At 61.4% G+C, this 24,698-nt stretch carries 20 protein-coding genes; 13 read left to right on the top strand and 7 right to left on the bottom strand.

The genetic code is table 11. The annotated features are described in order from the left end of the window. The first annotated feature begins 99 nt into the window (after nt 1-99). The 9 genes from EDY99_RS20335 (at nt 100) to EDY99_RS20375 (ending at nt 10,362) form a co-directional block, all read left to right on the top strand. Nucleotides 100-1,008, top strand: a complete 909-nt coding sequence (locus tag EDY99_RS20335; protein WP_042785536.1) for a LysR family transcriptional regulator — start codon at nt 100-102, stop codon at nt 1,006-1,008. Nucleotides 1,009-1,275: 267 nt separating this feature from the next. Further along, nucleotides 1,276-1,713: a universal stress protein UspA gene (uspA, locus tag EDY99_RS20340; protein ID WP_004930988.1), complete on the top strand. Its 438-nt coding sequence runs from the start codon at nt 1,276-1,278 to the stop codon at nt 1,711-1,713. Nucleotides 1,714-1,913: 200 nt separating this feature from the next. Next, the gene (gene gdhA / locus EDY99_RS20345) at nt 1,914-3,257 is read left to right on the top strand and encodes an NADP-specific glutamate dehydrogenase (RefSeq protein WP_021505207.1); all 1,344 of its coding nucleotides are present in this window, start codon (nt 1,914-1,916) and stop codon (nt 3,255-3,257) included. Nucleotides 3,258-3,586: 329 nt separating this feature from the next. Then, on the top strand, nt 3,587-4,573 hold the full coding sequence (locus EDY99_RS20350; RefSeq protein ID WP_033636379.1) for an autoinducer 2 ABC transporter substrate-binding protein: 987 nt from the start codon (nt 3,587-3,589) through the stop codon (nt 4,571-4,573). Nucleotides 4,574-4,678: 105 nt separating this feature from the next. Further along, nucleotides 4,679-6,178, top strand: a complete 1,500-nt coding sequence (locus tag EDY99_RS20355; RefSeq protein WP_123062032.1) for a sugar ABC transporter ATP-binding protein — start codon at nt 4,679-4,681, stop codon at nt 6,176-6,178. Then, nucleotides 6,171-7,160: an ABC transporter permease gene (locus tag EDY99_RS20360; RefSeq protein ID WP_015379367.1), complete on the top strand. Its 990-nt coding sequence runs from the start codon at nt 6,171-6,173 to the stop codon at nt 7,158-7,160. Before EDY99_RS20355 ends, EDY99_RS20360 begins: the two co-directional genes overlap by 8 nt. 1 nt (nt 7,161) lies before the next feature. Further along, a complete protein-coding gene (locus EDY99_RS20365; protein WP_016930441.1) occupies nt 7,162-8,115 on the top strand; it encodes an ABC transporter permease in 954 nt (317 codons plus the stop codon). Nucleotides 8,116-8,125: 10 nt separating this feature from the next. Further along, nucleotides 8,126-9,763, top strand: coding sequence for an FGGY-family carbohydrate kinase (locus EDY99_RS20370; RefSeq protein ID WP_004931001.1), 1,638 nt, complete (start codon nt 8,126-8,128; stop codon nt 9,761-9,763). Next, on the top strand, nt 9,763-10,362 hold the full coding sequence (locus EDY99_RS20375) for an SIS domain-containing protein (protein ID WP_033645354.1): 600 nt from the start codon (nt 9,763-9,765) through the stop codon (nt 10,360-10,362). Before EDY99_RS20370 ends, EDY99_RS20375 begins: the two co-directional genes overlap by 1 nt. A 28-nt stretch (nt 10,363-10,390) precedes the next feature. On the opposite strand, the gene rsmJ is transcribed toward EDY99_RS20375, so the two are convergent. The 4 genes from rsmJ to EDY99_RS20395 all read right to left on the bottom strand — a co-directional run bounded on the left by rsmJ (nt 10,391) and on the right by EDY99_RS20395 (nt 14,189). Next, nucleotides 10,391-11,137 (bottom strand): 16S rRNA (guanine(1516)-N(2))-methyltransferase RsmJ, encoded by a 747-nt coding sequence (rsmJ, locus tag EDY99_RS20380; protein WP_033645355.1) that lies wholly within the window; start codon nt 11,135-11,137, stop codon nt 10,391-10,393. Nucleotides 11,138-11,145: 8 nt separating this feature from the next. Beyond that, nucleotides 11,146-13,188 carry an oligopeptidase A gene (gene prlC / locus EDY99_RS20385; RefSeq protein WP_033645356.1) on the bottom strand — a complete coding sequence of 681 codons (2,043 nt, stop codon included), beginning with the start codon at nt 13,186-13,188 and terminating at the stop codon, nt 11,146-11,148. Nucleotides 13,189-13,306: 118 nt separating this feature from the next. Next, entirely contained in the window at nt 13,307-13,768 is a 462-nt protein-coding gene (locus tag EDY99_RS20390) for an HIT family protein (protein ID WP_033651785.1), read from the bottom strand. Between the two features lie 16 nt (nt 13,769-13,784). Then, nucleotides 13,785-14,189, bottom strand: coding sequence for an ASCH domain-containing protein (locus EDY99_RS20395; RefSeq protein ID WP_025304616.1), 405 nt, complete (start codon nt 14,187-14,189; stop codon nt 13,785-13,787). 135 nt (nt 14,190-14,324) lie between these two features. On the opposite strand from EDY99_RS20395, the gene EDY99_RS20400 reads away from it, so the two are divergent. From EDY99_RS20400 to EDY99_RS20415, 4 genes are all read left to right on the top strand, one after another. Beyond that, nucleotides 14,325-15,167 carry a 23S rRNA (adenine(2030)-N(6))-methyltransferase RlmJ gene (locus EDY99_RS20400; RefSeq protein ID WP_033636386.1) on the top strand — a complete coding sequence of 281 codons (843 nt, stop codon included), beginning with the start codon at nt 14,325-14,327 and terminating at the stop codon, nt 15,165-15,167. 130 nt (nt 15,168-15,297) lie between these two features. Further along, complete coding sequence (gene gorA / locus EDY99_RS20405) at nt 15,298-16,650, top strand: glutathione-disulfide reductase (protein ID WP_033645358.1); 1,353 nt, start codon at nt 15,298-15,300, stop codon at nt 16,648-16,650. Between the two features lie 160 nt (nt 16,651-16,810). Then, complete coding sequence (locus tag EDY99_RS20410) at nt 16,811-17,305, top strand: molybdopterin-dependent oxidoreductase (protein WP_033645359.1); 495 nt, start codon at nt 16,811-16,813, stop codon at nt 17,303-17,305. Then, on the top strand, nt 17,302-19,086 hold the full coding sequence (locus EDY99_RS20415; protein WP_116286893.1) for an ATP-binding protein: 1,785 nt from the start codon (nt 17,302-17,304) through the stop codon (nt 19,084-19,086). Before EDY99_RS20410 ends, EDY99_RS20415 begins: the two co-directional genes overlap by 4 nt. On the opposite strand, the gene EDY99_RS20420 is transcribed toward EDY99_RS20415, so the two are convergent. The 3 genes from EDY99_RS20420 to EDY99_RS20430 all read right to left on the bottom strand — a co-directional run bounded on the left by EDY99_RS20420 (nt 19,076) and on the right by EDY99_RS20430 (nt 24,526). Next, on the bottom strand, nt 19,076-19,927 hold the full coding sequence (locus EDY99_RS20420; RefSeq protein ID WP_033645361.1) for a helix-turn-helix domain-containing protein: 852 nt from the start codon (nt 19,925-19,927) through the stop codon (nt 19,076-19,078). The genes EDY99_RS20415 and EDY99_RS20420 overlap by 11 nt on opposite strands. A gap of 456 nt (nt 19,928-20,383) precedes the next feature. Beyond that, entirely contained in the window at nt 20,384-23,407 is a 3,024-nt protein-coding gene (locus EDY99_RS20425; RefSeq protein ID WP_123062033.1) for an autotransporter serine protease, read from the bottom strand. Nucleotides 23,408-23,887: 480 nt separating this feature from the next. Continuing rightward, complete coding sequence (locus EDY99_RS20430) at nt 23,888-24,526, bottom strand: TetR/AcrR family transcriptional regulator (protein ID WP_033645365.1); 639 nt, start codon at nt 24,524-24,526, stop codon at nt 23,888-23,890. Between the last annotated feature and the right edge of the window lie 172 nt (nt 24,527-24,698).

Consider the following 24,698-nt stretch of genomic DNA (forward strand, 5'->3'; position numbering starts at 1 on the left):
GCGGGGGCACCTATCGCCCCCGCACCTGCTCGCGCGCAACCGCGCCATGCGGCTACACTCTCTGTCAGAAACGGCGCCAAGGAACAGCAGGTCAACGAGATGGACAGATTCAATCAATACCGCGTATTCGTGCAGGTGGCGGAGATGGGCAGCTTTATCCGGGCGGCCCATGCGCTGGAGGTGCCGCGCGCCTCGGTGTCCGCCGCCGTTCAGCAACTGGAAACGCAGCTGGGCGTGCGCCTGCTGCACCGCACCACACGGCAAGTGCGGCTGACCGCCGACGGCGAACAGCTGCTCGAACGGCTGCGCCCGCTGCTGGCCGAGGTGGAGGATATCGATCAGTCGTTTCAGGCCAGCCAACGGCAGGCCTCCGGGCGGCTCAGCGTCGATGTGCCGAGCCGCATCGCCCGTCGGCTGATCGCGCCGGCGCTGCCCAGCCTGCTGCGGCGCCACCCTCATCTGCAGCTGGTGCTCGGCTCCGCCGATCGCGCCATCGATCTGGTGCAGGAAGGGGTCGACTGCGCGGTGCGCGTCGGCGATCTGCACGACAGCAGCCTGGTGATGCGCCCGCTCGGCCATATCGCGCTGATCAACTGCGCCAGCCCCGCCTACCTGAGCGAATTCGGCCATCCTCTTCATCCCGCCGATCTCGCCGAGGGGCACTGGAGCATCGGCTACGCCTCGCCCAAAACCGGCCGCGAATCCCCCTGGGAATACCTGACCGGCGACGGCCACACCCAGCGGCTCGACTTGCCCAGCCGGGTGGTGGTCAACAACGCCGAAAGCTATATCGCCTGCTGCCGCGCCGGGCTGGGATTGATGCAAATCCCGCGCTACGACGTGCAACACCTGCTCGACGCCGGTGAACTGGTGGAAGTCCTGCCCGGTTACCGCGCCGCCTCCATGCCGATCGCCCTGATCTACCCCCATCGCCGCCAGCGTTCCCGCCGTTTGGCGGTGTTTCACGAGTGGTTTGAAAGCCTGCTGCAACCGCATCTGGAGCGCTGATTGCACATTTAGCGCTATACTTTGTTTAATAACGCTTATAATTCAAGCGGTCAGACCGTTAAAACCCGCATAACCCTTAGGCTTTTACGCCGCGCGGGTGTACAACGAAAGGTATCGTGCGCAGAGATTTTCGATGCGGCGCAGTGTGATCGCCCCAACATATCATTGCGTTATCCGAATGATACTATGGAACCAAAAGCGCCAGGCGGGTACACGGAACGCCTGCTAACCCTTTTTAATCGGCATGTTTATGGAAGGAGTATTCTTATGGCTTACAAACACATATTGATCGCGGTAGACCTATCCCCGGAAAGCAAGATCCTGGTAGAAAAAGCCGTCTCTATGGCGCGGCCGTATAACGCCAAAGTTTCTCTGATCCACGTCGATGTCAACTATTCCGATCTCTATACTGGCCTTATCGACGTCAATCTCGGCGACATGCAAAAGCGCATCTCTGAAGAAACCCACCAGGCGCTGACCGAGCTGTCGCAAAACGCCGGCTACCCGATCACCGAGACCCTGAGCGGCAGCGGCGATCTGGCGCAGGTGCTGGTGGACGCCATCAAGAAATACGACATGGACCTGGTGCTGTGCGGCCACCACCAGGACTTCTGGAGCAAACTGATGTCTTCCGCTCGCCAGCTGATCAATACCGTGCACATCGATATGCTGATCGTGCCGCTGCGCGACGAAGAAGACGAATAAAGTAAGCGCTTGCTAACTTAACTGCCCAACGCCCGCGCCCTGCGGGCGTTTTTCATGCCGCTACGCCGATTAATCGCTTGATAATCAACCGCCCTCCGATGATATAGTCGCTAAAGACACAACATCCTCCCCCGAGCATCATCTATACCCAAATCTATAAGAAATAGCGGGGGAAAATTTAATGCTAAAAGGAGTTATCCATGGAATATGCCGTATCGGTAGAGTCTTTCCTGTCCTCGTTACAACGCCATAACCCCCACCAGCCGGAATATCTGCAGGCCGTGCGCGAAGTGTTCACCTCGCTGTGGCCATTTATCGAGCGCAACCCGCGCTATCGCGAACAGGCGCTGCTGGAGCGCCTGGTGGAGCCCGAGCGCATCATTCAGTTCCGCGTCAGCTGGGTGGACGATCGCGGCCAGGTGCAGGTCAATCGCGCCTTTCGTGTCCAGTTCAACTCGGCCATCGGCCCCTACAAGGGCGGCATGCGCTTCCACCCGTCGGTGAACCTGTCGATCCTGAAGTTCCTCGGCTTTGAGCAGACCTTCAAGAATGCGCTGACCACCCTGCCGATGGGCGGCGGCAAAGGCGGCTCCGATTTCGATCCGAAGGGCAAAAGCCAGGGCGAGATCATGCGTTTCTGCCAGGCGCTGATGACCGAACTGTATCGCCACTTGGGCCCGGACACCGACGTGCCGGCCGGCGACATCGGCGTCGGCGGCCGTGAAGTCGGCTTTATGGCCGGCATGATGAAGAAACTGTCCAACAACACCGCCTGCGTGTTTACCGGCAAAGGGCTCTCCTTCGGCGGCAGCCTGATCCGCCCCGAGGCGACCGGCTACGGCCTGGTGTACTTTACCGACGCCATGCTGCAGCGCCACGGCTTGGGCTTTGAGGGCATGCGGGTGGCGGTGTCCGGCTCCGGCAACGTGGCGCAGTACACCATCGAGAAAGCGTTGGAGCTGGACGCGCGCGTGATCACCGTGTCGGATTCCGGCGGCACTCTGGTGGACGAAGACGGCTTCACCACCGAGAAGCTGGCGCACCTGGCGGAGATCAAAAACCAGCGCTACGGCCGGGTGGCGGACTACGCCCGCGAACGCGGCCTGACCTACCTGGCGGGCCAGCAGCCGTGGAACGTGCCGGTGGATATCGCCCTGCCGTGCGCCACCCAGAACGAACTGGATCTCGAGGCGGCGCAGACGCTGATCCGCAACGGGGTGAAAGCGGTGGCGGAAGGCGCCAACATGCCGACCACCATCCAGGCCACCGACGCCTTCCTCGACGCCGGGGTGCTGTTCGCGCCCGGCAAGGCGGCCAACGCCGGCGGCGTGGCCACCTCGGGGCTGGAGATGGCGCAAAACGCCGCGCGCATCGGCTGGCGGGCGGAAAAAGTGGATGTACGTTTACAACATATCATGGCGGATATTCACCATGCCTGCGTGGAATACGGCGGCGAGGGCAAGCAAACCCACTATGTACACGGCGCGAATATCGCCGGTTTCGTTAAGGTTGCGGAGGCGATGCTGGCCCAGGGCGTGCTGTAATCGGGCGCAAAGGTGATCTTGTTCACACATCGATTAAATGCTTCAATGCCGGCTCCTTCGCCGGCATTTTTTTCCGCGCCCAAGCCATCAAAATGATGCGAGAACGTTAATTTAAAGTTAATAAAAAGTTATTTATGGCCGTTTAATTGGTAGTAAGTTTACCACCACCAAATAATTAAACATTTATTTAACACTAAATACGCCAGTATTTTACTTAAATGTGCGCAGATCACATTTCATTAACTTCGGCTACGCTCCCTCTTCCATTCCTTTGTAATCTGCAGCGGTGGAAAAACCGCCACCCCTACAGATAAAAAAAGGTACAGCTAATGAAATTTAACCTCGCATTATTAAATGCATGTGTGGTTTCTGCGTGCATGTTATCGACAACACCTGTGTTCGCCGCTGATAAATATGAGATTGCCGTGGTCGCCAAAGTGACCGGCATTCCGTGGTTCAACCGCATGGAAGTGGGCGTCAACGAAGCGGCGAAAAAACTCGACGTCAACGCTTACCAGACCGGCCCGTCTACGCCGGATCCGGCTGCGCAGGTCAAGGTGATTGAGGATCTGATCGCCAAGAACGTCAACGCCATCATCGTGGTGCCGAACGACGCCAAGGTGCTGGAGCCGGTGCTGAAAAAAGCGCGCGACAAAGGCATCGTGGTGCTGACCCATGAATCCCCGGACCAGCAGATCGGCCAGTGGGACATCGAGACCATCGACAGCGAGAAATACGCGCAGGCCAACGTCGATGAGCTGGCGAAAGACATGGGCGGCAAAGGCGGCTACGCGATCTACGTCGGCTCGCTGACTGTGCCGTTGCACAACGCCTGGGCCGATTCCGCCATCAAATACCAGAAAGAAAAATACCCGGACATGTTTGAAGTCACCTCGCGCTTGCCGGTGGCGGAAAGCATCGACAAATCCTACGCCACCACGCTGGATCTGATGAAAACCTATCCGCAGATGAAGGGCATCATCGGCTTCGGTTCGCTCGGCCCAATCGGCGCCGGCCAGGCGGTGGCCAAGAAACGCGCCAAGGACAAAATCGCGGTGGTGGGCATCGCCATGCCGGCGCAGGCCGCTCCTTACCTGATGCGCGGCGACATCAAGAAAGCGCTGCTGTGGGATCCGAAAGACGCCGGTTATGCGCTGGTGACGGTGGCCGACCAGCTGCTGCAGGGCAAAGAAGTGAACAAAGACCTGTCGATCGAGGGCCTCGGCAAAGCCGACGTCGATATGGAACACAAAGTGATTCGGTTTAATAAGATTTTGGAAGTGACCAAAGACAACGCCCAATCGCTCGGATTCTGATTTTTCGCGTAATTTCGCCACACCGGGAAAGTAGTTAAACCCTCGTAGGGGCGCAGCAACGCTGCGCCCAGGGCTTCGGCCGCTACGCAAGCACAGGTTAACGTTATGACAGCCTCCCCCGCATTTATCACCCTGGAGAATATCAGCAAGCGATTCCCAGGCGTGCTGGCATTAGACCAGATCAACCTGACGCTGAATAAAGGCGAAGTGCACTGCCTGGCCGGGCAAAACGGCTGCGGCAAAAGCACCATCATTAAAATCATCTCCGGCGTCTATCAGCCGGAAAAAGGCGCCAATATTTCGCTGGAAGGCAAACTCTTCCACGCCCTGACGCCGCAGCTGTCCGGTTATTACGGCATACAGGTGATCTACCAGGACCTGTCGCTGTTCCCTAACCTGACGGTGGCGGAAAACATCGCCATCCACCGTTACCTGCCCGGCGGCCACTTCTGGGTGCGCAAGCGGGTGATGCGCCAGACGGCGCTGGACGCCATGGCGCGGGTCGGCGTACACATCGATCCCGATAAAAAAGTGGAAAAACTGTCGATCGCCGATCGGCAGCTGGTGGCGATTTGCCGCGCCATCGCCGCCGAAGCGCGGTTGGTTATCATGGACGAACCGACCGCCTCGCTGACCCGCCAGGAAGTCGACGGCCTGCTGCGGGTGGTCAACGAACTGAAGGCGGCCGGCATCTGCGTGGTGTTCGTCAGCCACCGATTGGATGAAGTGATGGAAGTCGCCGATCGCATCAGCGTGATGCGCGACGGCAAGCTGGTGGGCACCTGGCCGGCCAGCGAACTGGACAGCCATGAACTGGCGTTCCTGATGACCGGCCAACGCTTTCATTACAGCCCGCTGCCCCCGCTGCCGCCGGCCGAACAGGCGCCGCTGCTCGAGGTGCGCAACCTCAGCCGCGGCGAGAAATACCGCAACGTCAATCTGGCGCTGCGCGGCGGCGAGATCGTCTCGATCGTCGGCCTGCTCGGCGCCGGCCGTACCGAACTGTGCCTCAGCCTGTTCGGCATGACGCGGCCGGACAGCGGCGAGATCCGCATCGAGGGCCGGTCGGTGCAGCTGCACAACAACCGCGAAGCGGTGCGCCACGGCATCGGCTACGTGTCGGAAGATCGTCTGACGCAGGGATTGATCATGGAGCAATCGATCTACGACAACACCATCGTCACCGTCTTCGATCGGCTGCATACCTCGCTCGGGCTGCTGGATCACGCCAAGGCGACCGAGCTGGTCAACCGGCTGATCCGCGATTTGAACATCAAGGTGTCCGACAGCGCATTGCCGGTGAAAACCCTGTCCGGCGGCAACGCCCAGCGCATCGCCATCGCCAAATGGGTCGCGACCCAGCCGAAGATCCTGATCCTCGACTCGCCCACCGTCGGCGTCGACATCGCCAACAAAGAGGGGATCTATCAGATCGCCCGCGATCTGGCGCAGCTGGGCATGGCGGTGCTGATGATCTGCGACGAGATCCCGGAAGCCTATTACAACAGCCATCGGGTGATGGTGATGCGCAAAGGCGAGCTGATCGCCGAATTCGCGCCGCACCAGAGTACCGAACAACAGATCGCCGAGGTGGTGAATGGATAAGTCATTATTGGCCCGCCTGGCCGGGCGGCACGAGTTTTATCTCGGCCTGCTGGTGCTGCTGCTGGCGATCGGCCTGAGCGCCGGCACCGATGAGTTTCTGACGCTCGGCAACCTGACCGACGTCGCCACCAGCTACGCCATTCTCGGCATCCTGGCCTGCGGGCTGTTCGTGGTGCTGATCGCCGGCGGCATCGACATTTCGTTCCCGGCGGTCACCGCCATCGCGCAGTATGTGATGGCCAGTTGGGTGATCCAGCACGGCGGCAGCTTCCCGCTGGCGTTCGCCCTGGCGATTGGCGTCGGCCTGCTGCTCGGGCTGGTGAACGGTTTCCTGGTGTACTGGCTGAAGGTGCCGGCGATCATCATCACCATCGCTACCCTTAACCTGTTCTACGGCCTGCTGGTGTACGCCACCAACGGCACCTGGCTGTACGGCTTCCCGGACTGGTTCATGAACGGCATCAACTGGTTCTCGTTCCAGGGCGCCGACGGTTACGACTACGGCCTGACGCTGCCGCTGCTGTGCCTGCTGGCGACCATCGTCGTCACCGGCGTGCTGATGAACCGCACCCGGCTGGGGCGCCAGATCTACGCCATGGGCGGCAACCGCGACGCGGCGTCGCGCCTGGGGTTGAACCTGCTGCGGCTGCACTTCTGCGTCTACGGCTATATGGGCATTCTGGCCGGCGTCGCGGCGGTGGTGCAGGCGCAGATCACCCAGTCGGTGGCGCCCAACTCGCTGCTCGGCTTCGAGCTGACGGTATTGGCGGCGGTGGTGCTGGGCGGCACCAGCATGAGCGGCGGCCGCGGATCGTTGACCGGCACCCTGCTCGGCGTGGTGCTGCTGGCCTTCCTGCAAAACGGGCTGACGCTGCTCAGCGTCTCGGCCTATTGGCACCAGGTATTCAGCGGCGCGATCATTTTGATCAGCATCAGCACCACCGCCTGGAACGAAAAACGCAAGCTGCTCAAGGAGATCTGACATGACGCAGTTAACTCGGTTGATCCCAAACGATCGGATCATTCGCCTGCAGGGCGCGATCATCATCGCGGTGGCGCTGCTGTTCGCCGGGCTGCTCGGATCGCGCTTCTTCAGCCTCGGCAACTTCCAGTCGATCGCCTCGCAGCTGCCGATCCTCGGCCTGCTGGCGCTCGGCATGGGCATCACCATGCTGACCGGCGGCATCAACCTGTCGATCATCGCCGGCGCCAACGCCTGTTCGCTGGTGATGGCGGCGATCATCGTCAGCCATCCCGACCAGCCGCTGTTTCTGGCGCTGGCGCTGTTGGCCGGCCTGCTGGTGGCGGTGGCGATCGGCGCGCTCAACGGCGCGCTGGTAGCCTGGATAGGCGTCTCGCCCATCCTCGCCTCGCTCGGCACCATGACCCTGATCACCGGCCTGAATATTCTGCTGTCCAACGGCGCGGTGATCTCCGGCTTCCCGGCGGCGATTCAATTTCTCGGCAACGGCGCCGTGCTCGGCGTGCCGGTGGCGCTGATCCTGTTCCTGCTGGTGGCGGTGGGTCTGTGGCTGCTGCTGGAGCACACCACGCTGGGGCGCAGCCTGTACCTGATCGGCTCCAACGAGCAGGCCACCCGCTTCAGCGGCGTGAACACCGCGCGGGTGCAGATCGCGGTGTACATCCTGTCGGCACTGCTCGGCTGGGGCGCCGCCCTGCTGATGATGGCCAAGTTCAACTCGGCCAAGGCCGGCTACGGCGAATCTTATCTGCTGGTGACCATTCTGGCCTCGGTGCTGGGCGGCATTAACCCGGACGGCGGCTTCGGCCGCATTCTGGGGCTGGTGCTGGCGCTGATCGTGCTGCAAATGTTGGAAAGCGGCCTCAATTTGCTGGGGGTCAGCAGCTACCTGACCATGGCCCTGTGGGGCGGCGTGCTGATCCTGTTTATCGCGTTACAGAATCGAAAAGCCTGAGGAGAAAATAATGGCGAGCTATTTTATTGGCGTAGATGTGGGCACCGGAAGCGCGCGCGCAGGCGTATTCGATCTCAATGGCCGCATGGTCGGCCAGGCCAGCCGGGCCATCGATCTGTACCGGCCGAAGGCGGATTTCGTCGAGCAGTCGTCGGATAACATCTGGCAGGCGGTGTGCAATGCGGTGCGCGATGCGGTCAACCAGGCCGACATCAACCCGATCCAGGTCAAAGGGCTGGGCTTCGACGCCACCTGTTCGCTGGTGGTGCTGGATAAAGAAGGCAAACCACTGACCGTCAGCCCCTCCGGCCGCACCGAGCAGAACATCATCGTGTGGATGGATCACCGGGCGATCGCCCAGGCCGAGCGCATCAACGCCACCAAACACCGGGTGCTGGACTTCGTCGGCGGCATCATTTCGCCGGAGATGCAGACGCCGAAACTGCTGTGGCTGAAGCAACACATGCCCACCACCTGGGCCAACGCCGGTTACCTGTTCGATCTGCCGGACTTCCTCACCTGGCGCGCCACCCAGGACGCCACCCGCTCGCTGTGCTCGACGGTGTGCAAGTGGACCTATCTCGGCCACGAGCAGCGTTGGGACAAGAGCTACTTCCAGCAGATCGGGCTGGAAGACGTGCTGGAACACGACGCCGCCAAGATCGGCAGCGACGTTAAAATGATGGGCGAGCCGCTGGGCCACGGCCTGACTCAGCGCGCCGCCAGCGAGATGGGGCTGATCGCCGGCACGGCGGTGAGCGTGTCAATCATCGATGCCCACGCCGGCACCCTCGGCACGCTGGGCGCCACCGGCGTCTCCGGCGAGGTGGCCGACTTCAACCGCCGCGTCGCGCTGATCGGCGGCACCTCCACCGGTCATATGGCGATGTCGCGCACCGCGCGCTTTATCGGCGGCGTTTGGGGGCCGTATTACTCGGCGATCCTGCCGGAATACTGGTTGAACGAAGGCGGCCAGTCCGCCACCGGCGCGCTGATCGACCACGTCATCCAGTCGCACCCGTGCTATCAGGAGCTGCTGGCGCAGGCGAAAACTCAGGGCCAGACCATCTATGAGGTGCTGAACGCCATTCTGCGCCGCATGGCCGGCGAGCCGGAGAACATCGCCTTCCTGACGCAGGACATTCACATGTTGCCGTACTTCCACGGCAACCGCTCGCCGCGCGCCAACCCGACGCTGACCGGCATCCTGACCGGGCTGAAGCTGTCGCGCACGCCGGAGGACATGGCGCTGCACTACCTGGCCACCATTCAGGCCATCGCGCTCGGCACCCGCCACATCATCGAAACCATGAACCACAGCGGCTACAGCATCGACACCATCATGGCCAGCGGCGGCGGCACCAAGAACCCGATCTTCGTGCAAGAGCACGCCAACGCTACCGGTTGCGCCATGCTGCTGCCGGAGGAGAGCGAAGCGATGCTGCTGGGCGGCGCGATGATGGGCACCGTGGCGGCCGGCGTGTTCGACACCTTGCCGGAGGCGATGAGCGCCATGAGCCGCATCGGCAAGACGGTGACGCCGCAGACCAACCAGATAAAAAGCTACTACGATCGCAAATACCGGGTGTTCCACGAGCTGTACAACGACCACATGAAATACCGCCGGTTGATGCAGGAGGAGGCGTGATGCAGCAAGAGTGGCGGCAGGCCGTGCAGGGCTGGCAAACCTACAGCCAGGAGCTGGCGCAGCTGGGCGAACGCCTCGATGCGCGCACCTGGCAACGGCTACTGGCGCTGCTGGCCGACTGCCGCGGTAAAATCGCCGTCACCGGCGTCGGCACCTCGGGGATTGCGGCGCGCAAGATAGCCCATATGCTGGCCTGCGTGGAGCGGCCGGCGGTCTACCTCGACGCCACCGGCGCTGCGCACGGCGATCTGGGTTTTCTGCGCGCCGACGATCTGCTGATCCTGATCTCGCGCGGCGGCAATTCCGACGAGCTGACCCGCCTGCTGCCGACGCTGCAGGCCAAGGGGGTGACGCTGATCGCGGTGACGGAAAACCCGCATTCCGCCATCGCGCAGGCGGCGCAGCTGACGATCGCCACCGGGGTGCAAAAGGAGATAGATCCGCTGAACATGCTGGCCACCACCTCAATTGTGCTGGTGTTGGCGATCTTCGACGCCGCCTGCACCTGCCTGATGACGCGCAGCGGTTACGATAAGGACACCTTGCTGGCGGTGCATCCGGGCGGCGGCGTGGGGAAAAGTTTGCGGGAGGAAAACTGAGGGCCCGACACCGCGGGCCCGGCAGACATTACAGCGGCATGTAGATATCGAAACGGTGGCTTTTGGTCAGCGTGGCGGCGTGCGCCGGCACATCGGCCAGCGGCGGCGCGTAGTCCGGGCGTTTCACCACCACGCGCTTGGTCGCCAAACGGCGCGCCGGTTCCAGCAGGCCGTCAGCGTCATCGTCGCTGCCCACCAGCGATTGGAACACCCGCATCTCTTTCTTCACCAGCGCGCTTTTCTGCTTGTGCGGGAACATCGGATCGAGATACACCACCTCCGGGCGCGGGCTGAGATCCGCCAGCGCCGTCAGGCTGGAGGCGTGCAGCAGCGTCAGACGATCGCGCAGCCATGGGCCGATTTCCGCATCCTGATAGCCGCGCTGCAGGCCGTCGTCCAGCAACGCCGCCACCACCGGATTGCGCTCCAGCATCCGCACCCGGCAGCCCAGCGCCGCCAGCACGAAGGCGTCGCGCCCCAGCCCGGCGGTGGCGTCCACCACGTCCGGCAGGTAGCTGCCCTTGATGCCGACCGCCTTGGCCACCGCCTCGCCGCGGCCGCCGCCGAAACGGCGCCGGTGCGCCATGGCGCCGGAGACGAAATCGACGTAGATCCCGCCAAGCTTCGGCTCGTCGCGCTTGCGCAGCTCCAGCCGCTGCGGGGTCAGTACCAGCGCCATCGGCGCGTCGTCGTCGGACGTCAGCCGCCAGCGCTGCGCCAAAACAGACAAGGCGCCGGGATCGGCGCCTGCTTCACACAATAAACACACGCTCACGTGTCGGGTTATCCTTTAATGCCGTAATGGCGCAGCATAGCATCCAGCTGCGGCTCGCGGCCACGGAAGCGTTTGAACAGCGCCATCGGCTCTTCCGAACCGCCGCGCGACAGGATGTTGTCGAGGAAGGATTTGCCGGTCTCGGCGTTGAAAATCCCCTCTTCTTCGAAGCGCGAGTAGGCGTCGGCCGACAGCACTTCCGCCCACAGGTAGCTGTAGTAACCCGCCGCGTAGCCGCCGGCGAAGATGTGGCTGAAGGCGTGCGGGAAGCGGCCCCAGCTCGGCGAAGGCACCACCGCCACCATTTTCTTCACTTCCGCCAGCGTCGGCAGGATCTGCGCCCCTTTCTCCGGGCTGTATTCGAAGTGCATGCGGAAATCGAACAGACCGAACTCCAGCTGGCGCAGAATGAACAGCGCCGCCTGGTAATTCTTGGCCGCCAGCAGCTTGTCGAGCATGGCCTTCGGCAGCGGCTCGCCGCTCTGGTAGTGGCCGGAGATAAACGCCAGCGCTTCCGGCTCCCAGCACCAGTTTTCCATAAACTGGCTCGGCAGCTCGACCGCATCCCACGGCACCCCGTTGATGCCGGAGACGCCGGCGGTATCGATCTGCGTCAGCATGTGGTGCAGACCGTGGCCGAACTCGTGGAACAGCGTCGTCACTTCGTTATGGGTGAACAGCGCCGGCTGGTCGCCCAGCGGGCGGTTGAAGTTGCAGGTCAGGTAAGCGACCGGTTTTTGCAGCGTGCCGTCGGCCTTGCGCAGGCTGCCGACGCAGTCGTCCATCCAGGCGCCGCCGCGTTTGTTTTCGCGGGCGTACAGATCGAGGTAGAAGCTGCCGCGCAGTTCGCCGTCGGCGTCGAACAGATCGAAGAAGCGCACGTCCGGATGCCAGGTATCCACGTCTTTACGCTCTTTGGCGGTGATGCCGTAGATGCGTTTCACCACTTCGAACAGCCCTTCCACCACACGCTGTTCCGGGAAGTACGGGCGCAGCTGCTCGTCGCTGATGGAGAACAGGTGCTGCTTTTGTTTTTCGCCGTAATAGGTGATGTCCCAGGCGTCGAGCTCGTCCACGCCATAGTGCTGTTTGGCGAAGGCGCGCAGCTGTGCCAGCTCCTGCTCGGCCTGCGGGCGGGCGCGTTTGGCCAGATCGCTCAGGAAGCCGATCACCTGCTCCGGGCTTTCCGCCATCTTGGTCGCCAGCGACTTGTCGGCGTAGGTGTCAAAGCCCAGCAGCTGAGCCAGCTCATGGCGCAGCGCCAGCGTTTCCGCCATCACTTCGCTGTTGTCCCATTTGCCGGCATTCGGCCCCTGATCGGAGGCGCGGGTGGCGAAGGCGCGGTACATCTCTTCGCGCAGCGCGCGGTTGTCGGCGTAGGTCAGCACCGGCAGGTAGCTCGGCATGTCCAGCGTCAGCAGCCAGCCGTCCTGCTCTTTGGCCTGCGCCATCGCCTGGGCCTGCGCCAGCGCGCTTTCCGGCAGGCCGCTCAGCTCGGCTTCGTCGGTAATCAGTTTGCTCCAGCCCATGGTGGCGTCGAGCACGTTGTTGCTGTAGGTGGAACCCAGCTCGGACAGGCGCGCGACGATCTCGCCGTAGCGCTGCTGTTTGTCCGCCGACAGGCCGATGCCCGACAGCTCGAAGTCGCGTAGCGCGTTGTCCACCGCCTTGCGCTGCGGCACGCTCAGCGTCTCGAACGCCGCGCCCTCTTTCAGGCTGCGGTAGGCCTGGTACAGCCCTTCGTGCTGGCCGACCCAGGTGCCGTACTCGGACAGCAGCGGCAGCGCCTGCTCATAGGCGGCGCGCAGCTCCGGGCTGTTTTTCACCGAGTTCAGGTGCCCGATCGGCGACCAGATGCGCGACAGGCGATCGTCCGACTCCGCCAACGGCTGACACAGATTGTCCCAGGTGAACGGCCCCGGCTGCGCGACCACGCGCTCTACCGCAGCGCGGCAGTCCGCCAGCGCGGATTGCACCGCAGGCACGATATCTTCAGGGCGGATCGCCGAAAACGGCGGCAGGGAAAACGGGGTCAGCAACGGATTTGTCATAGGGCAGTCCTGATTAGCGTTGGGGCCCGCCACGGGGGCGAGCCTTAAAATGCGTATGAACCTCTAACATGGAGCCAGGCAACAGGAAAATCAATGCCCGGCGTTGATCGTTCGTGCCTTAAACGGCGCATTGGCGAATGCGGGCGGCCAGCGCCGCCAGCTGTTCGTCGTCGGCGCGCGCCGCATCGTGGGAGGAGATATAACCTTCGTAACGCGTGAAAAACTTCGGCGAGGTCGATTCGATCGGCCGCCACTGCTCCAGCGACGCGGTGCCGTGCAGCGGGATCAGTTTGGCGTGCACATGGTCAACGCCGTAGCCCTCAAACACCATGCCGCAGCGGCCGACGTCGTCGAACGCGCGATCCAGCTGCTTTGCCACCCGCTTGGTCGCCAGCATCAACGCGCTCAGCACCTCGTCCGGCAGGTCAAACGCGTAGCTCGGGTGGTGCGCCTTGGGGATCACCACGCTGAAGCCGTCGGTGTTGGGAAAGATGGACAGGAACGCCAGATGGTCGTCGTCTTCCCAGATTTTATGGCACGGCGCCTTGCCCGCCACGATGTCGCAAAAAATGCAGCTCATCCTTTCTCCTTGTGATTCACAGCGTTTCAACCCGTTCGAATTCTTCGAATACCAGCCACATGTCCGGCGCAAAGCTCCCCTCGCGGGTAAAGAATGCCTGATGCCCCTCGCGCCAAAATGCCAGGCTTTTGTCGCCTTCGCCCTCTTTGGCCGCCATCTCGGCGGTCACCTGGTCGTAGCGCACCAGGCGCAGCGCCAGGGTCCTGATCACGCAGGCCGGTTCGCCGCGGCCATCGAGAACGATGCTGTAATCGCCGATCCTCGGGGTTTGTTCCCGACGATAGCTCGCATAGGAACTGCAGGTGGCGGTTTTATCCCCGCTCAGCACCAACCCCAGCAGTTCGTCGGCTAACGCTGGGCCGTCGCCGAACGCCCAGCGCGCCGCGTCGGGGTAATTCGCCAAAATCGCCTGTTTGCTCATCGTCCTGTCCCTTTCTGTTAACGTCTGCGGCAACGGAGTCCGGTTTTTCCCGGCCAGACAGTTTATACTGTGCAGATTATAAGCCTTATTGCATTGAATGCTCCGTCTGCGGAGCACAAGGAACCGCCACCCGTCATGTTAAGTTATCGCCACAGTTTCCACGCCGGCAACCACGCCGACGTGCTCAAACACACCGTTCAGAGCCTGATCATCGAGTCGCTGAAGGAAAAAGAGAAGCCGTTCCTGTATCTGGATACCCACTCGGGCGCGGGCCGTTATCAGCTCAGCGGCGAACACGCCGAGCGCACCGGCGAATACCTGGAAGGCATCGGCTTGCTGTGGCAACGCGACGATCTGCCCGAGGAGCTGGCGGCCTACATGAGCGTGGTGCACAACTTCAACCGTTCCGGCACGCTGCGCTACTATCCCGGCTCGCCGCTGATCGCCCGCCAGCTGCTGCGCCCGCAGGATAAAATTCACCTGACCGAGCTGCACCCGAGCGATTACCCGCTGCTGCGCAGCGAGTTCCAGAAAGACGAGCGCGCCAAAGTGCAGCGCGCCGACGGCTATCAGCAGCTGAAATCCCAGCTGCCACCACCGTCGCGCCGCGGCCTGATCCTGATGGACCCGCCGTATGAAATGAAGACCGATTACCAGGACGTGGTCAAAGGCATTCAGGAAGGCTACAAGCGTTTCGCCACCGGCACCTACGCGCTGTGGTACCCGGTGGTGATGCGCCAGCAGATCAAACGCATGCTGCGCGATCTGGAAGCCACCGGCATTCGCCGCATCCTGCAGATCGAGCTGGCGGTGAAACCCGACAGCGATCAGCGCGGCATGACCGCTTCCGGCATGATCGTCATCAACCCGCCGTGGAAGCTGGAACAGCAGATGAAAAACGTGCTGCCGTGGCTGCACAAGGTGCTGGTGCCGTCGGGCATCGGCCACCATCTGGTCAACTGGGTGGTACCGGAATAATCCCCGGCAGGGCGCGCTTTGCCGCGCCCTGCGTCCGCCTATCGCAGCCATCGACGCAATCTTTGCGACAAACCCCGGTCAGGCGTTAAACTCTTACCCTCTTCAAATTCACAACTCATGGAAATCCCAGATGACGAAACATTACGATTATCTAGCAATAGGCGGCGGCAGCGGCGGTATCGCATCGATCAACCGGGCAGCCATGTACGGCCAAAAGTGTGCGCTGATTGAAGCCAAAGAGCTGGGCGGCACCTGTGTAAACGTGGGTTGTGTACCGAAAAAAGTCATGTGGCACGCGGCGCAGATCGCCGAGGCCATCCATCAGTACGGCCCGGACTACGGCTTCGACACCACCGTCAACGCCTTCGACTGGAAAAAGCTGGTCGCCAACCGCACCGCCTATATCGACCGCATTCACAACTCCTACGATAACGTGCTGGGCAAGAACAAGGTTGACGTGATCAAAGGGTTCGCGCGCTTCGTGGATGCGCACACCGTGGAAGTGAACGGCGAAACCATCACCGCCGATCACATCCTGATCGCCACCGGCGGCCGCCCGAGCCATCCGGCTATTCCGGGCGCGGAATACGGTATCGACTCCGACGGCTTCTTTGAGCTGGACGCCATGCCGAAACGCGTCGCCGTGGTGGGCGCCGGCTATATCGCCGTAGAGATCGCCGGCGTGCTGAACGCGCTGGGCGCGGAAACGCACCTGTTCGTGCGCAAGCACGCGCCGCTGCGCACCTTCGATCCGATGATCGTCGACACCCTGGTGGAAGTGATGAACACCGAGGGGCCGAGCCTGCATACCGAATCGGTGCCGAAAGCAATCGTCAAGAACGCCGACGGCAGCCTGACGCTGCAGCTGGAAAACGGCAAAGCATTCACCGTCGACTGCCTGATTTGGGCCATCGGCCGCGAACCGGCGACCGACAACCTGAACCTCGGCGTGACCGGGGTGAAAACCAATGAGAAAGGCTACATCGACGTCGATAAGTTCCAGAACACCAACGTCAAAGGCATCTACGCGGTGGGCGACAACACCGGCGCGGTAGAGCTGACCCCGGTCGCCGTGGCCGCCGGCCGCCGCCTGTCCGAGCGCCTGTTCAACAACAAGCCGGACGAGCACCTGGACTACAGCAACATCGCCACCGTGGTGTTCAGCCACCCGCCGATCGGCACCGTCGGCCTGACCGAGCCGGAAGCCATCGAGAAATTCGGCGCGGACAACGTGAAGGTGTACAAGTCCTCCTTCACCGCCATGTACAGCGCCGTGACGCAGCACCGCCAGCCGTGCCGCATGAAGCTGGTGTGCGCGGGTAAAGAAGAGAAAATCGTCGGCCTGCACGGCATCGGCTTCGGCATGGACGAGATCCTGCAGGGCTTCGCGGTGGCGGTGAAGATGGGCGCCACCAAGAAGGACTTCGACAACACCGTGGCTATCCACCCGACTGCGGCGGAAGAGTTCGTCACCATGCGCTGAGGCGCTACGTTTATCCCTCTCTCAGGCCGGGGTAAATACCGGCCTGTTCTTTTTGTGCGGTTTACTATTCCCTTCGCACCCGCCTGCTTTTTCTGCCATTATTCTGCCTGATAAATTAGCGGGACTGATACAAACCTCCCCGCGCCTCTGGAGAACGCCGATGCTGTTCAAACTATGCAAAACCCTTGCGATGGCCTGCGTGGCCCTGATTATCGCCCAGAGCAGCGCGCTCAGCTTTACCCTGGAAGTGGCGGGCAAGATCGACAACGTGACCGATCCGGTCAAAAAAAGCTATCTGTTCACCGATAAACAGCTGTTGGCGATGCCGGTGCACAGCATCACGACCTCCACCTCCTGGACGCCGCAGAGGAAGTTTGAAGGGATTTCGGTGGCCGACATCCTGGAGCGCGTCGGCGCCAAGGGCGAGACGCTGACCTTCTACGCGCTGAACGATTATTACATCGACGTGCCGTTGTCCGACGTCAAGAAGTACAACATGATCCTGGCCTACAAGATGGACGGGGAGATGCTGAAGCTCAGAAACTTCGGCCCGCTGTTCCTGGTTTACCCGCGTGACGCCGCCGGGCCTGAGCTGAACTCGCCGTTGTACAACTCGCGCTTTATCTGGCAAGTCGACAGGATCGTGATCAAATGAAGCTGACGACCTTTAAGAACGGCAGCAGGCTGGCGATACCGGCCATCTTCGCCGCGCTGTTTCTGGTGGCTTCGACCGTCACGCTCTATTACTACAGCGCCACCCTGTCGAAGAAAGGGCTGTATGCCATCGCCGGCACGCAGGAGAACTACTCCTGGTCGATCGCCAAGTTCTCCATCAAGCTGGCGGAATTCGACACGTTCGTCGAGCAGCAGAGCCACGCGCCGCAGGTGGACAACGACAACCTGCGGCTGCGGTTCGAAATCCTCTATTCGCGCTTTTACGTGCTGGAAACCGTCTCCGAATCCACGCAACCGCTGTACGCCGAGCCGGGCTACCCGGAAGTGGTCAAGCAGATGCGCCTGCAGATGGATCGCATCGATAAACTGCTGGATAACCCGAAAATCGACTTCAATCAGGTTTTCGCGGCCATGAAGGCCATTAAGCCTTACGCCATCGAAATGGCCAACCTGACCGACCACGCCGAGGTGAAGCAGCGCACCGCCGCCTATGAGGACTACATCGAGAAACGGCACATCATTTTCTATGGGCTGGTGATTGTCATGTTCTCGGTGATCGCGCTGATCGCCATCACCCTGATCGTGTTCCGTCAGCAGCGGCTGACCATTCGCCAGCAGGCCAAGGCGATCGAGGCGGAGAAAGCGACCCGCACCAAAAACGCCTTCCTCGGCGCCATCGGCCACGAGCTGCGCACCTCATTGCAGAGCGTGATGTCGGCCATCGACGTGCTGGTGAATACCCGGGTATCGGCGGAGCATGCGGACACCTTCCAGCGGCTGGAGACCGCCGCGCAGCAGATCGAAAGCCAAATGAAAGATCTGACCGACTACGCGCACCTCGACAGCGGCATGATGGAGCTGCGCATCGTGCCGTTCGACGCGCAGAAGCTGATCGCGGAGACCGCCAACGAAATCGCTACTTTGACCCGCAAAGAACAGGTCAAACTGAGCTGCGAGGTGGAGTGCAGCCACCTGTTGGTGCATTCCGACCCGCTGCGCATCCGGCAGATTATCGTCAACCTGCTGACCAACGCCTACAAATACACCGAAAGCGGCAGCATTACGCTGCACAGCTGTCTGCGCCGTCAACCCGGCGGCAGTTCGTTGATTATCGAAGTGACCGACACCGGCATCGGTATCGAAAAAGACCAGCTCGATCAGATCTTCAAACCCTTTACCCAGTTGGATCAGTCGCATACCAAGCAATATGCCGGCGTGGGGATGGGGTTGGCGATCGTGCATGGCCTGGTGACGCTGCTCGACGGCACCATCACGGTGTACAGCGAAATCAAGAAGGGCAGCACCTTTATCGTCAGCATTCCGGTGCAGATCAGTGAAGAAGAACGCGCCGACGAGCCCGCCACCGCCAATACCTCTCTGCAGCAGAAACCGCAGCAGGTGCTGGTGGTGGATGACAACAAGTCGGTGGGTGACGCCTTTGCGGCGTTGCTGGATAAGCTGGGTTACCAGCACGAACTGTGCGACTCGCCGGAGCGCGCGCTGCAGAAACTGCTCAGACGCCCTTACGACGCGCTGTTGCTGGATCTGCAGATGCCGGGCATCGACGGCGCCGCCCTGGCCAGGCAGCTGCGCAATCGTCGCGGCCCCAACCGCCATGTGCCGATCATCGGCATCAGCGCCTACACGCCGGAGCAACTCACGGCGGATCAGCGCGCGCTGTTCGACAACTACCTGATGAAGCCGGTTCGGCTGGATGCGCTGTCGAACGCGCTGGCCGAGGTGTTCCCCGCTAAAGATTAAAACAGCGTTGCAGTGCGGCTTCGATCACATGGAGCCGCACCGGTTTTTCATAAGGGCCGAGCACATCGTACTCGCGCATCGCCTGAGCGATTTCCGATTCGCGTCGATCGGTGCCCAGCTCACCGGTCAGCACCAGTACCGGCGCGTCCGGGTTGTCGGAGGCGCGGATGGTGGCGATACAGCGATCCGCCGTTTCTTCACCGATCAGCCAGTCCACCACGTAACCGTCGAACAGGCTTTGCTGCAACGCCTGACAGAAGCTGTCGACGTCGTAAAACGCCACCGCGTTGAAACCGCAGCCACCAAGATACTTGGCCAACTCATCGGCCGCCTGATGCGAATCGTCCAATACCGCAATGCTCAGACGCTCGTCGTCGCCATAGCCGGGCCGGATTTCGATCAGCTCGACGCCATAACGCGGCCCTGCCGGCGCCTCATCGGCGCGATAGATATGCCATTGCCCCTCGATGCGCAGCGCCACAAATTCCGCCGGCCGCCCGGCGGGAAGCTCGTCGCCGATGTGCCCGACGCAAGGCATCGCGACCCCTGCCACAAAAAAGATGGCATCGCGCGCCATGTTCGGTTCGGCCGCCTCGTGTTCGGCGCTCAAATCGGCGATCGCCGCCGGCGTTTCTCCGAGCGCGGCCGCGACGCTGTTGATCTGTTCCAGCGTCCAGGGGCTTTGCCCTTTCAATTTGCGGTGCGCATGTGAAAAACTCAGATCCAAGATGCGGCTGAGCTCTCGGGCATGCTGACGTTTTCCAATCCCGTAATGTAAAAACAGCTCTCTGACCCGATTGGCAATCGACTGTGAATCGAATTTTTGGTGATTGTTATCCATTTGTTCCTTCGATTTTTTTTACTGATTTATCAGTCGTTTTGATTATTTCTGCTGAAAAAGCCACATCTAAAACTAGCATCCCATGCAATTATGCGTTAAAAACGTTGCTTGACATACCATGTTGCATCGTCAAACATGGTATCAAAAGAGACATACAGCAATACACTATAAAAAAACAACACCAGCACGTTTTTTAATAATAACCATAGTAACACCAGGGAAAATTTGTTCCGTTGCCGCTACTGAGACGATGTCCACATCGCTCGGACTGCATAAGCAAAACGGGGCTTGAGCCTTTAGCGCTAATCTGTTTTACCCACTTTTGAGCCGGGATCCGTCAGGGTCCCGGTTTTTTATTGTCCTGACGCCGCGCCATCATACGTTCTCCCCCTACCGCCGCAAATAAAAACGGAGCCGGCATGCCGGCTCCGTTGTCGTTGTAATGACCGCTGAACGTCAGAAGCGCCAGGTGAAGCCGGCGTTGACGCTGTTATCCTGATGGTGCTGCGACAGCAGCCCGCCGTAGCCCAGCGACAGCGAGGCGTTTTCGTTCACCGCCACTTCCGCCCCCGCCTTCAGCACCATACCGTCACGCGATACCGGCACGCTGTCCACCACGAACGGCGCGTTGCCGCCGTTGAACCGCAGCCCGGTGCCACGCGCCAGCCCGCCGTACTGGTGTTGCCATCCCAGCTCGCTACGCAGCGCCACCGTCGTGCCCGGGGTCACCTGCCACGCGGTGTCCGCACGCAGCCCCAGCGTCGACACCGTCGCATCCGTGTGCTGCTTGTCGCCGCGCAGCGCCGCCGCGCCGCCGCTTTCCGCGATGCCGTTGTTTTCGAAGTTCACGTACGCCAGGTTGACGAACGGCTCCAGGTTCAGCCACTCGCCCTGCACGCTGTAGCCCGCTTCCGCGAACAGCTGTTCGGTGCGCGCGCTGTACTTCGCCGTGTCACGGTCCGACTGCATCCCGTAGTTCACCGACCGTTTGGTGTCGATGCGGTGCCAGGTGTAGCCCGCCCCGCCACGCAGCGCCAGCGCCCCGAACTGCTTGTCGCCGTACGCCGCCAGGTGGTAGTTGTCGCTGTCCGCCTTCGACCCGTAGCCGCCGTGCAGCGAGGTGCGGGTGTAGCCGGTCGCCACCCCCAGCCGCCAGTCGGCCGCCGCCGCCGAGTCCAGCCCCACCAGTACCCCGTAGGTCGAGGCCTGATAGCCGGTGGCGTTGGCGTCGCCCGACGCGTGGTCCCACGCCCCCAGCAGCTGCGCCCAGGCGCCGTCCTCGTCCGCCTTGATGGCCGACGAGCTCGCCAGCCCTTCCGCCTGACGCAGCCGCCCGTTCAGCGCCTCACGCAGGTAGCGGCTGTCGTTCACCAGCGCCGACGCGATATCCGCATGGATTTGCCCCGACAGCTGACGGAACGCCTGCCGCGCCTCGCCCGCCGTACCGCTGTTAAGAACGCTTTCGTACACCGGGTTGCCCGCCGCCAGCGCATCCGCCGCCGCCGCCACCGCCCGCTCGTTCGGCGTCTGCGCCACGCTGGCGAAGCTCGTGCCGTTGCGCCCGACGCTCAGCGTCACCCCGGCCGGCTGGTAGCTCAGCCCGGTGCCGAGGAACAGGTAGTTCGGCGCCACCGCGTCAAACTGCCCGCTCACCCCCTGCTGCGCGCTCAGGATGGTGTACTGCTGGCCCAGCAGGCTGCGCACCTCGCTTTGCGTCAGCAGGTTGGCGCTGTTCTCCAGCGTCACCGCCACCTCACCGCCGCCAATCGTCGCCGAGCCGCTGCTCTGGATCCGATCGCTCTGGCCATTCGGCCCCACTTCCACCGCGTAGCGCGAACCCGGCTCGAAGCTGACGTTGCCCGCCACGTTCAAGGTGCCGATCGAGTTGCCCGGCGCCACGGTGCCGCCGCGGCGGGCGGTCAGCGAACCGACCGTGCCGCTGCCGCCGACGATGCCGCCACTCTGCACGCTGACGTCCGAGGTGACCGAGCCGTTGATCGCCAGCCGCCCCTGATTGACCAGCGTCGGGCCGGAATAGGTGTTGTTACCGGTCATGACCAGCGTGCCCATCCCTTCCTTGGTCAGGCCGCCGTGGCCGGAGATGTTATTGGAGTAAACGTCCAACTCACAGCTGATATCGTCACACTTCCTGGCATGCAACGTACCGGCATCCACCTCGGCGCCCAGTCCCGGAATATTGACGACAAACTGGGTCGGGCCGTAGGCCACGCCCGTCGGATCCGGGATGCGGAACTCTGCGGGAATATCCTCGACGGTATAGAACATGCCCGGGCCGTTGATAGCCTTGCCCAGGTTGATCATCCCCCAGCCGTAGAGCGCGTCGATGCCCGGCGCGCCCATGTCGGTGGCGGTGGTTTTCAGCACTTCCGCCACCTGTGCGCCGCTCAGATACGGGAAACGCTCCATCAGCACCGCAACGCTGCCGGCCACGTGCGGCGCCGCCATCGAGGTGCCGCTGTATTTGGCGTAGCCGGTCGTCAGATTCTCCACGCTGGTGCCTTCAATCACCGAGCTGTATACCCGGGTGCCCGGCGCCGAAACGCAGAAGCTGGCGGTGTAGCCGCAGCGGGAAGAGAAGGTGCTGATGCTGTAGTCGCCGGTATTGGTGGGATCCTGCAAGCTGGCGACCGACAGCCAGTTCGGTGCAATCTCCGGCACGAAATAGGCCAGGCCGGCCATGGCATCGGGGTTATTCAGATTGCCGTCGTTACCGGCGGCGAAGATGGTGACCACGCCGCTGCGCGCCGCGTCGATCGCGCCCTGATAGGCGCCGCCGGGCTTGGTGCCCAGGATCGTTTTGATCTGATCGAACTGCTTTTGCGCATCGTTTACTGTGAAATGCGGATAAGCCGGGTCATAACCCCCCTCATCAAACTTTTCGGTAATGCCGATGCCCCAGCTGTTGTTGATGATGCGCGCGCCGCTGGCCACCAGCGCATCCCAACCGGCCTGGTACACCGCGCCGTCGTTGCCGAGGATGATGCCGTCCTCCGGGCCGGGATCGCCGTTTTCCGCGCTGATGATCTGCGCATTGAACGCCACGCCGTGCATGGCGCCGCCGTCGCGGCTGCCGGCGGCGATGCCGCCCACGTGGGTACCGTGCGAACCGAGCGTGCCATCGGAGTCCACGCTCGGCGTACCGTCATAGCGGAAAGTGTCGCCTTTTTTCACCGGAATATAGGGATCGGTGTATTCGCGGATGCCTTCGGTAACCAGATTGATCACCTTATTCTCACCGGCAAACTCCGGGTGCTTGGCGTAGACCGGCTGATCGAAAATGCCAAGTTTGATGCCTTTTCCGGTATAACCGGCGGCGTAGGCCTGGTCGGCGTGGATCGCCCCCAGCCCCCATTCCGCGTTGAACTCACTGCTGCGCCAGCTGGCCGGATCGCCCGCTTTGCCGTTCTCTATATAGCTGGAGGCCTGCGCGCCGCCGATCGCCGTCAGGCAGATCAGCATCGCGCTCCATTGTGCGCGATGAACTCCGATTTCAGGCCAGCCGAAGGCCGCCCGAGCGGATTTAACTCCTCTAAGTTTCTTCTCCATCCCAGATACCGTCCGTTGTTGTTTGCAAATGTTTTATAAGATTTTTTGTGTAACAGTTTGGTAACACCAAATAAATAAAGCACAACAATCTCAAGTGCGCTTAATGTGTCACTCGGCAGTTCGGTGGGCGGAGAGAACGTTTCAGGGATGAATCAGACGGGGGACGATAAGGAAAGAGAATGATCTCGCTCAGCGCTGAGGCGGCATTTATTCGCGGGGGATAATTAAATTAATACAATGATAAATAATGATATTTAATTAAAAGACAACCAAAGAAAGCGTCGCCTGAAAAGTGCTTAACAGGCGCTTTTTATCACTTTTAATTATAACTTTTGCCAATATTTACTCAGTGAATTATGCTGATTTTTCACTCAGGCAGCGGCAAAAATTGGATTATCCTGCTGATGTTTTTTTGCTGTTCATCGCATCCTCTTCCGCCTGACGCAGGATGGCTTTGGCCATCCATTGCGTGACATCCTGGATACCCTCAAGCTCCAGCCCCCAGATATCTTTCAGCACCAGGAACACCTCAGAACCGTAAATCAGCGAGAAAGCATGAATCACTCTCTGTAAAGAATCTGGCGGCAGTTTACCCTGCAACGGCTCTACCGCCAGCGCCAGCAGCCGCTTGCGGTTGCCGCGCACGAACTTTTCGCCCGGCGTGGCGTGCGCCCACTGCTGCAAAGAGAGCTGCAATGCGGCGCGCAGCGCCCCTTCGTGTCGCTCCATCTGAGGATAGGCCAACGTCAGCAACTGCTGGATGCGCTTCAGGGCATCGTCGTCCTGCGGGCGCCACGCCAGAATAGGCCCCAGACTTTCCGCCACCACCGCAGTAATTAATGCGCTTTGGGTCGGGAAATAGCGGTAGGCGGTCGCGCGCGATACCTGCGCATGCGCCGCCAGATCGGTGATCGATGGAAACGCGCCCTCGCCATACAGCGTCATTGCGCTGGCCAGCAACAAACGATGTGTTTTCGCCCGGGCGGAGGTCAGAGAAAGGTCGGACGGGGTGGGAAAAGCATTTATCGGCACTTAAACCTCATACATCTGTACACGCTTGCGCGACAGGCGAGACGCCACTGCCGACAGGTTGACGACAAAGGGTTGGCCGCGCAAAAAGCTCAAAAATGAGACAGGAGTCCCATTTTGCACTGAGCTGCCCTTGCAAAAATGATACTGCCGTCTCATTATATAAATACATTAA

The organism is Serratia sp. LS-1 (assembly GCF_003719595.1).
Taxonomy (GTDB): domain Bacteria; phylum Pseudomonadota; class Gammaproteobacteria; order Enterobacterales; family Enterobacteriaceae; genus Serratia; species Serratia ureilytica.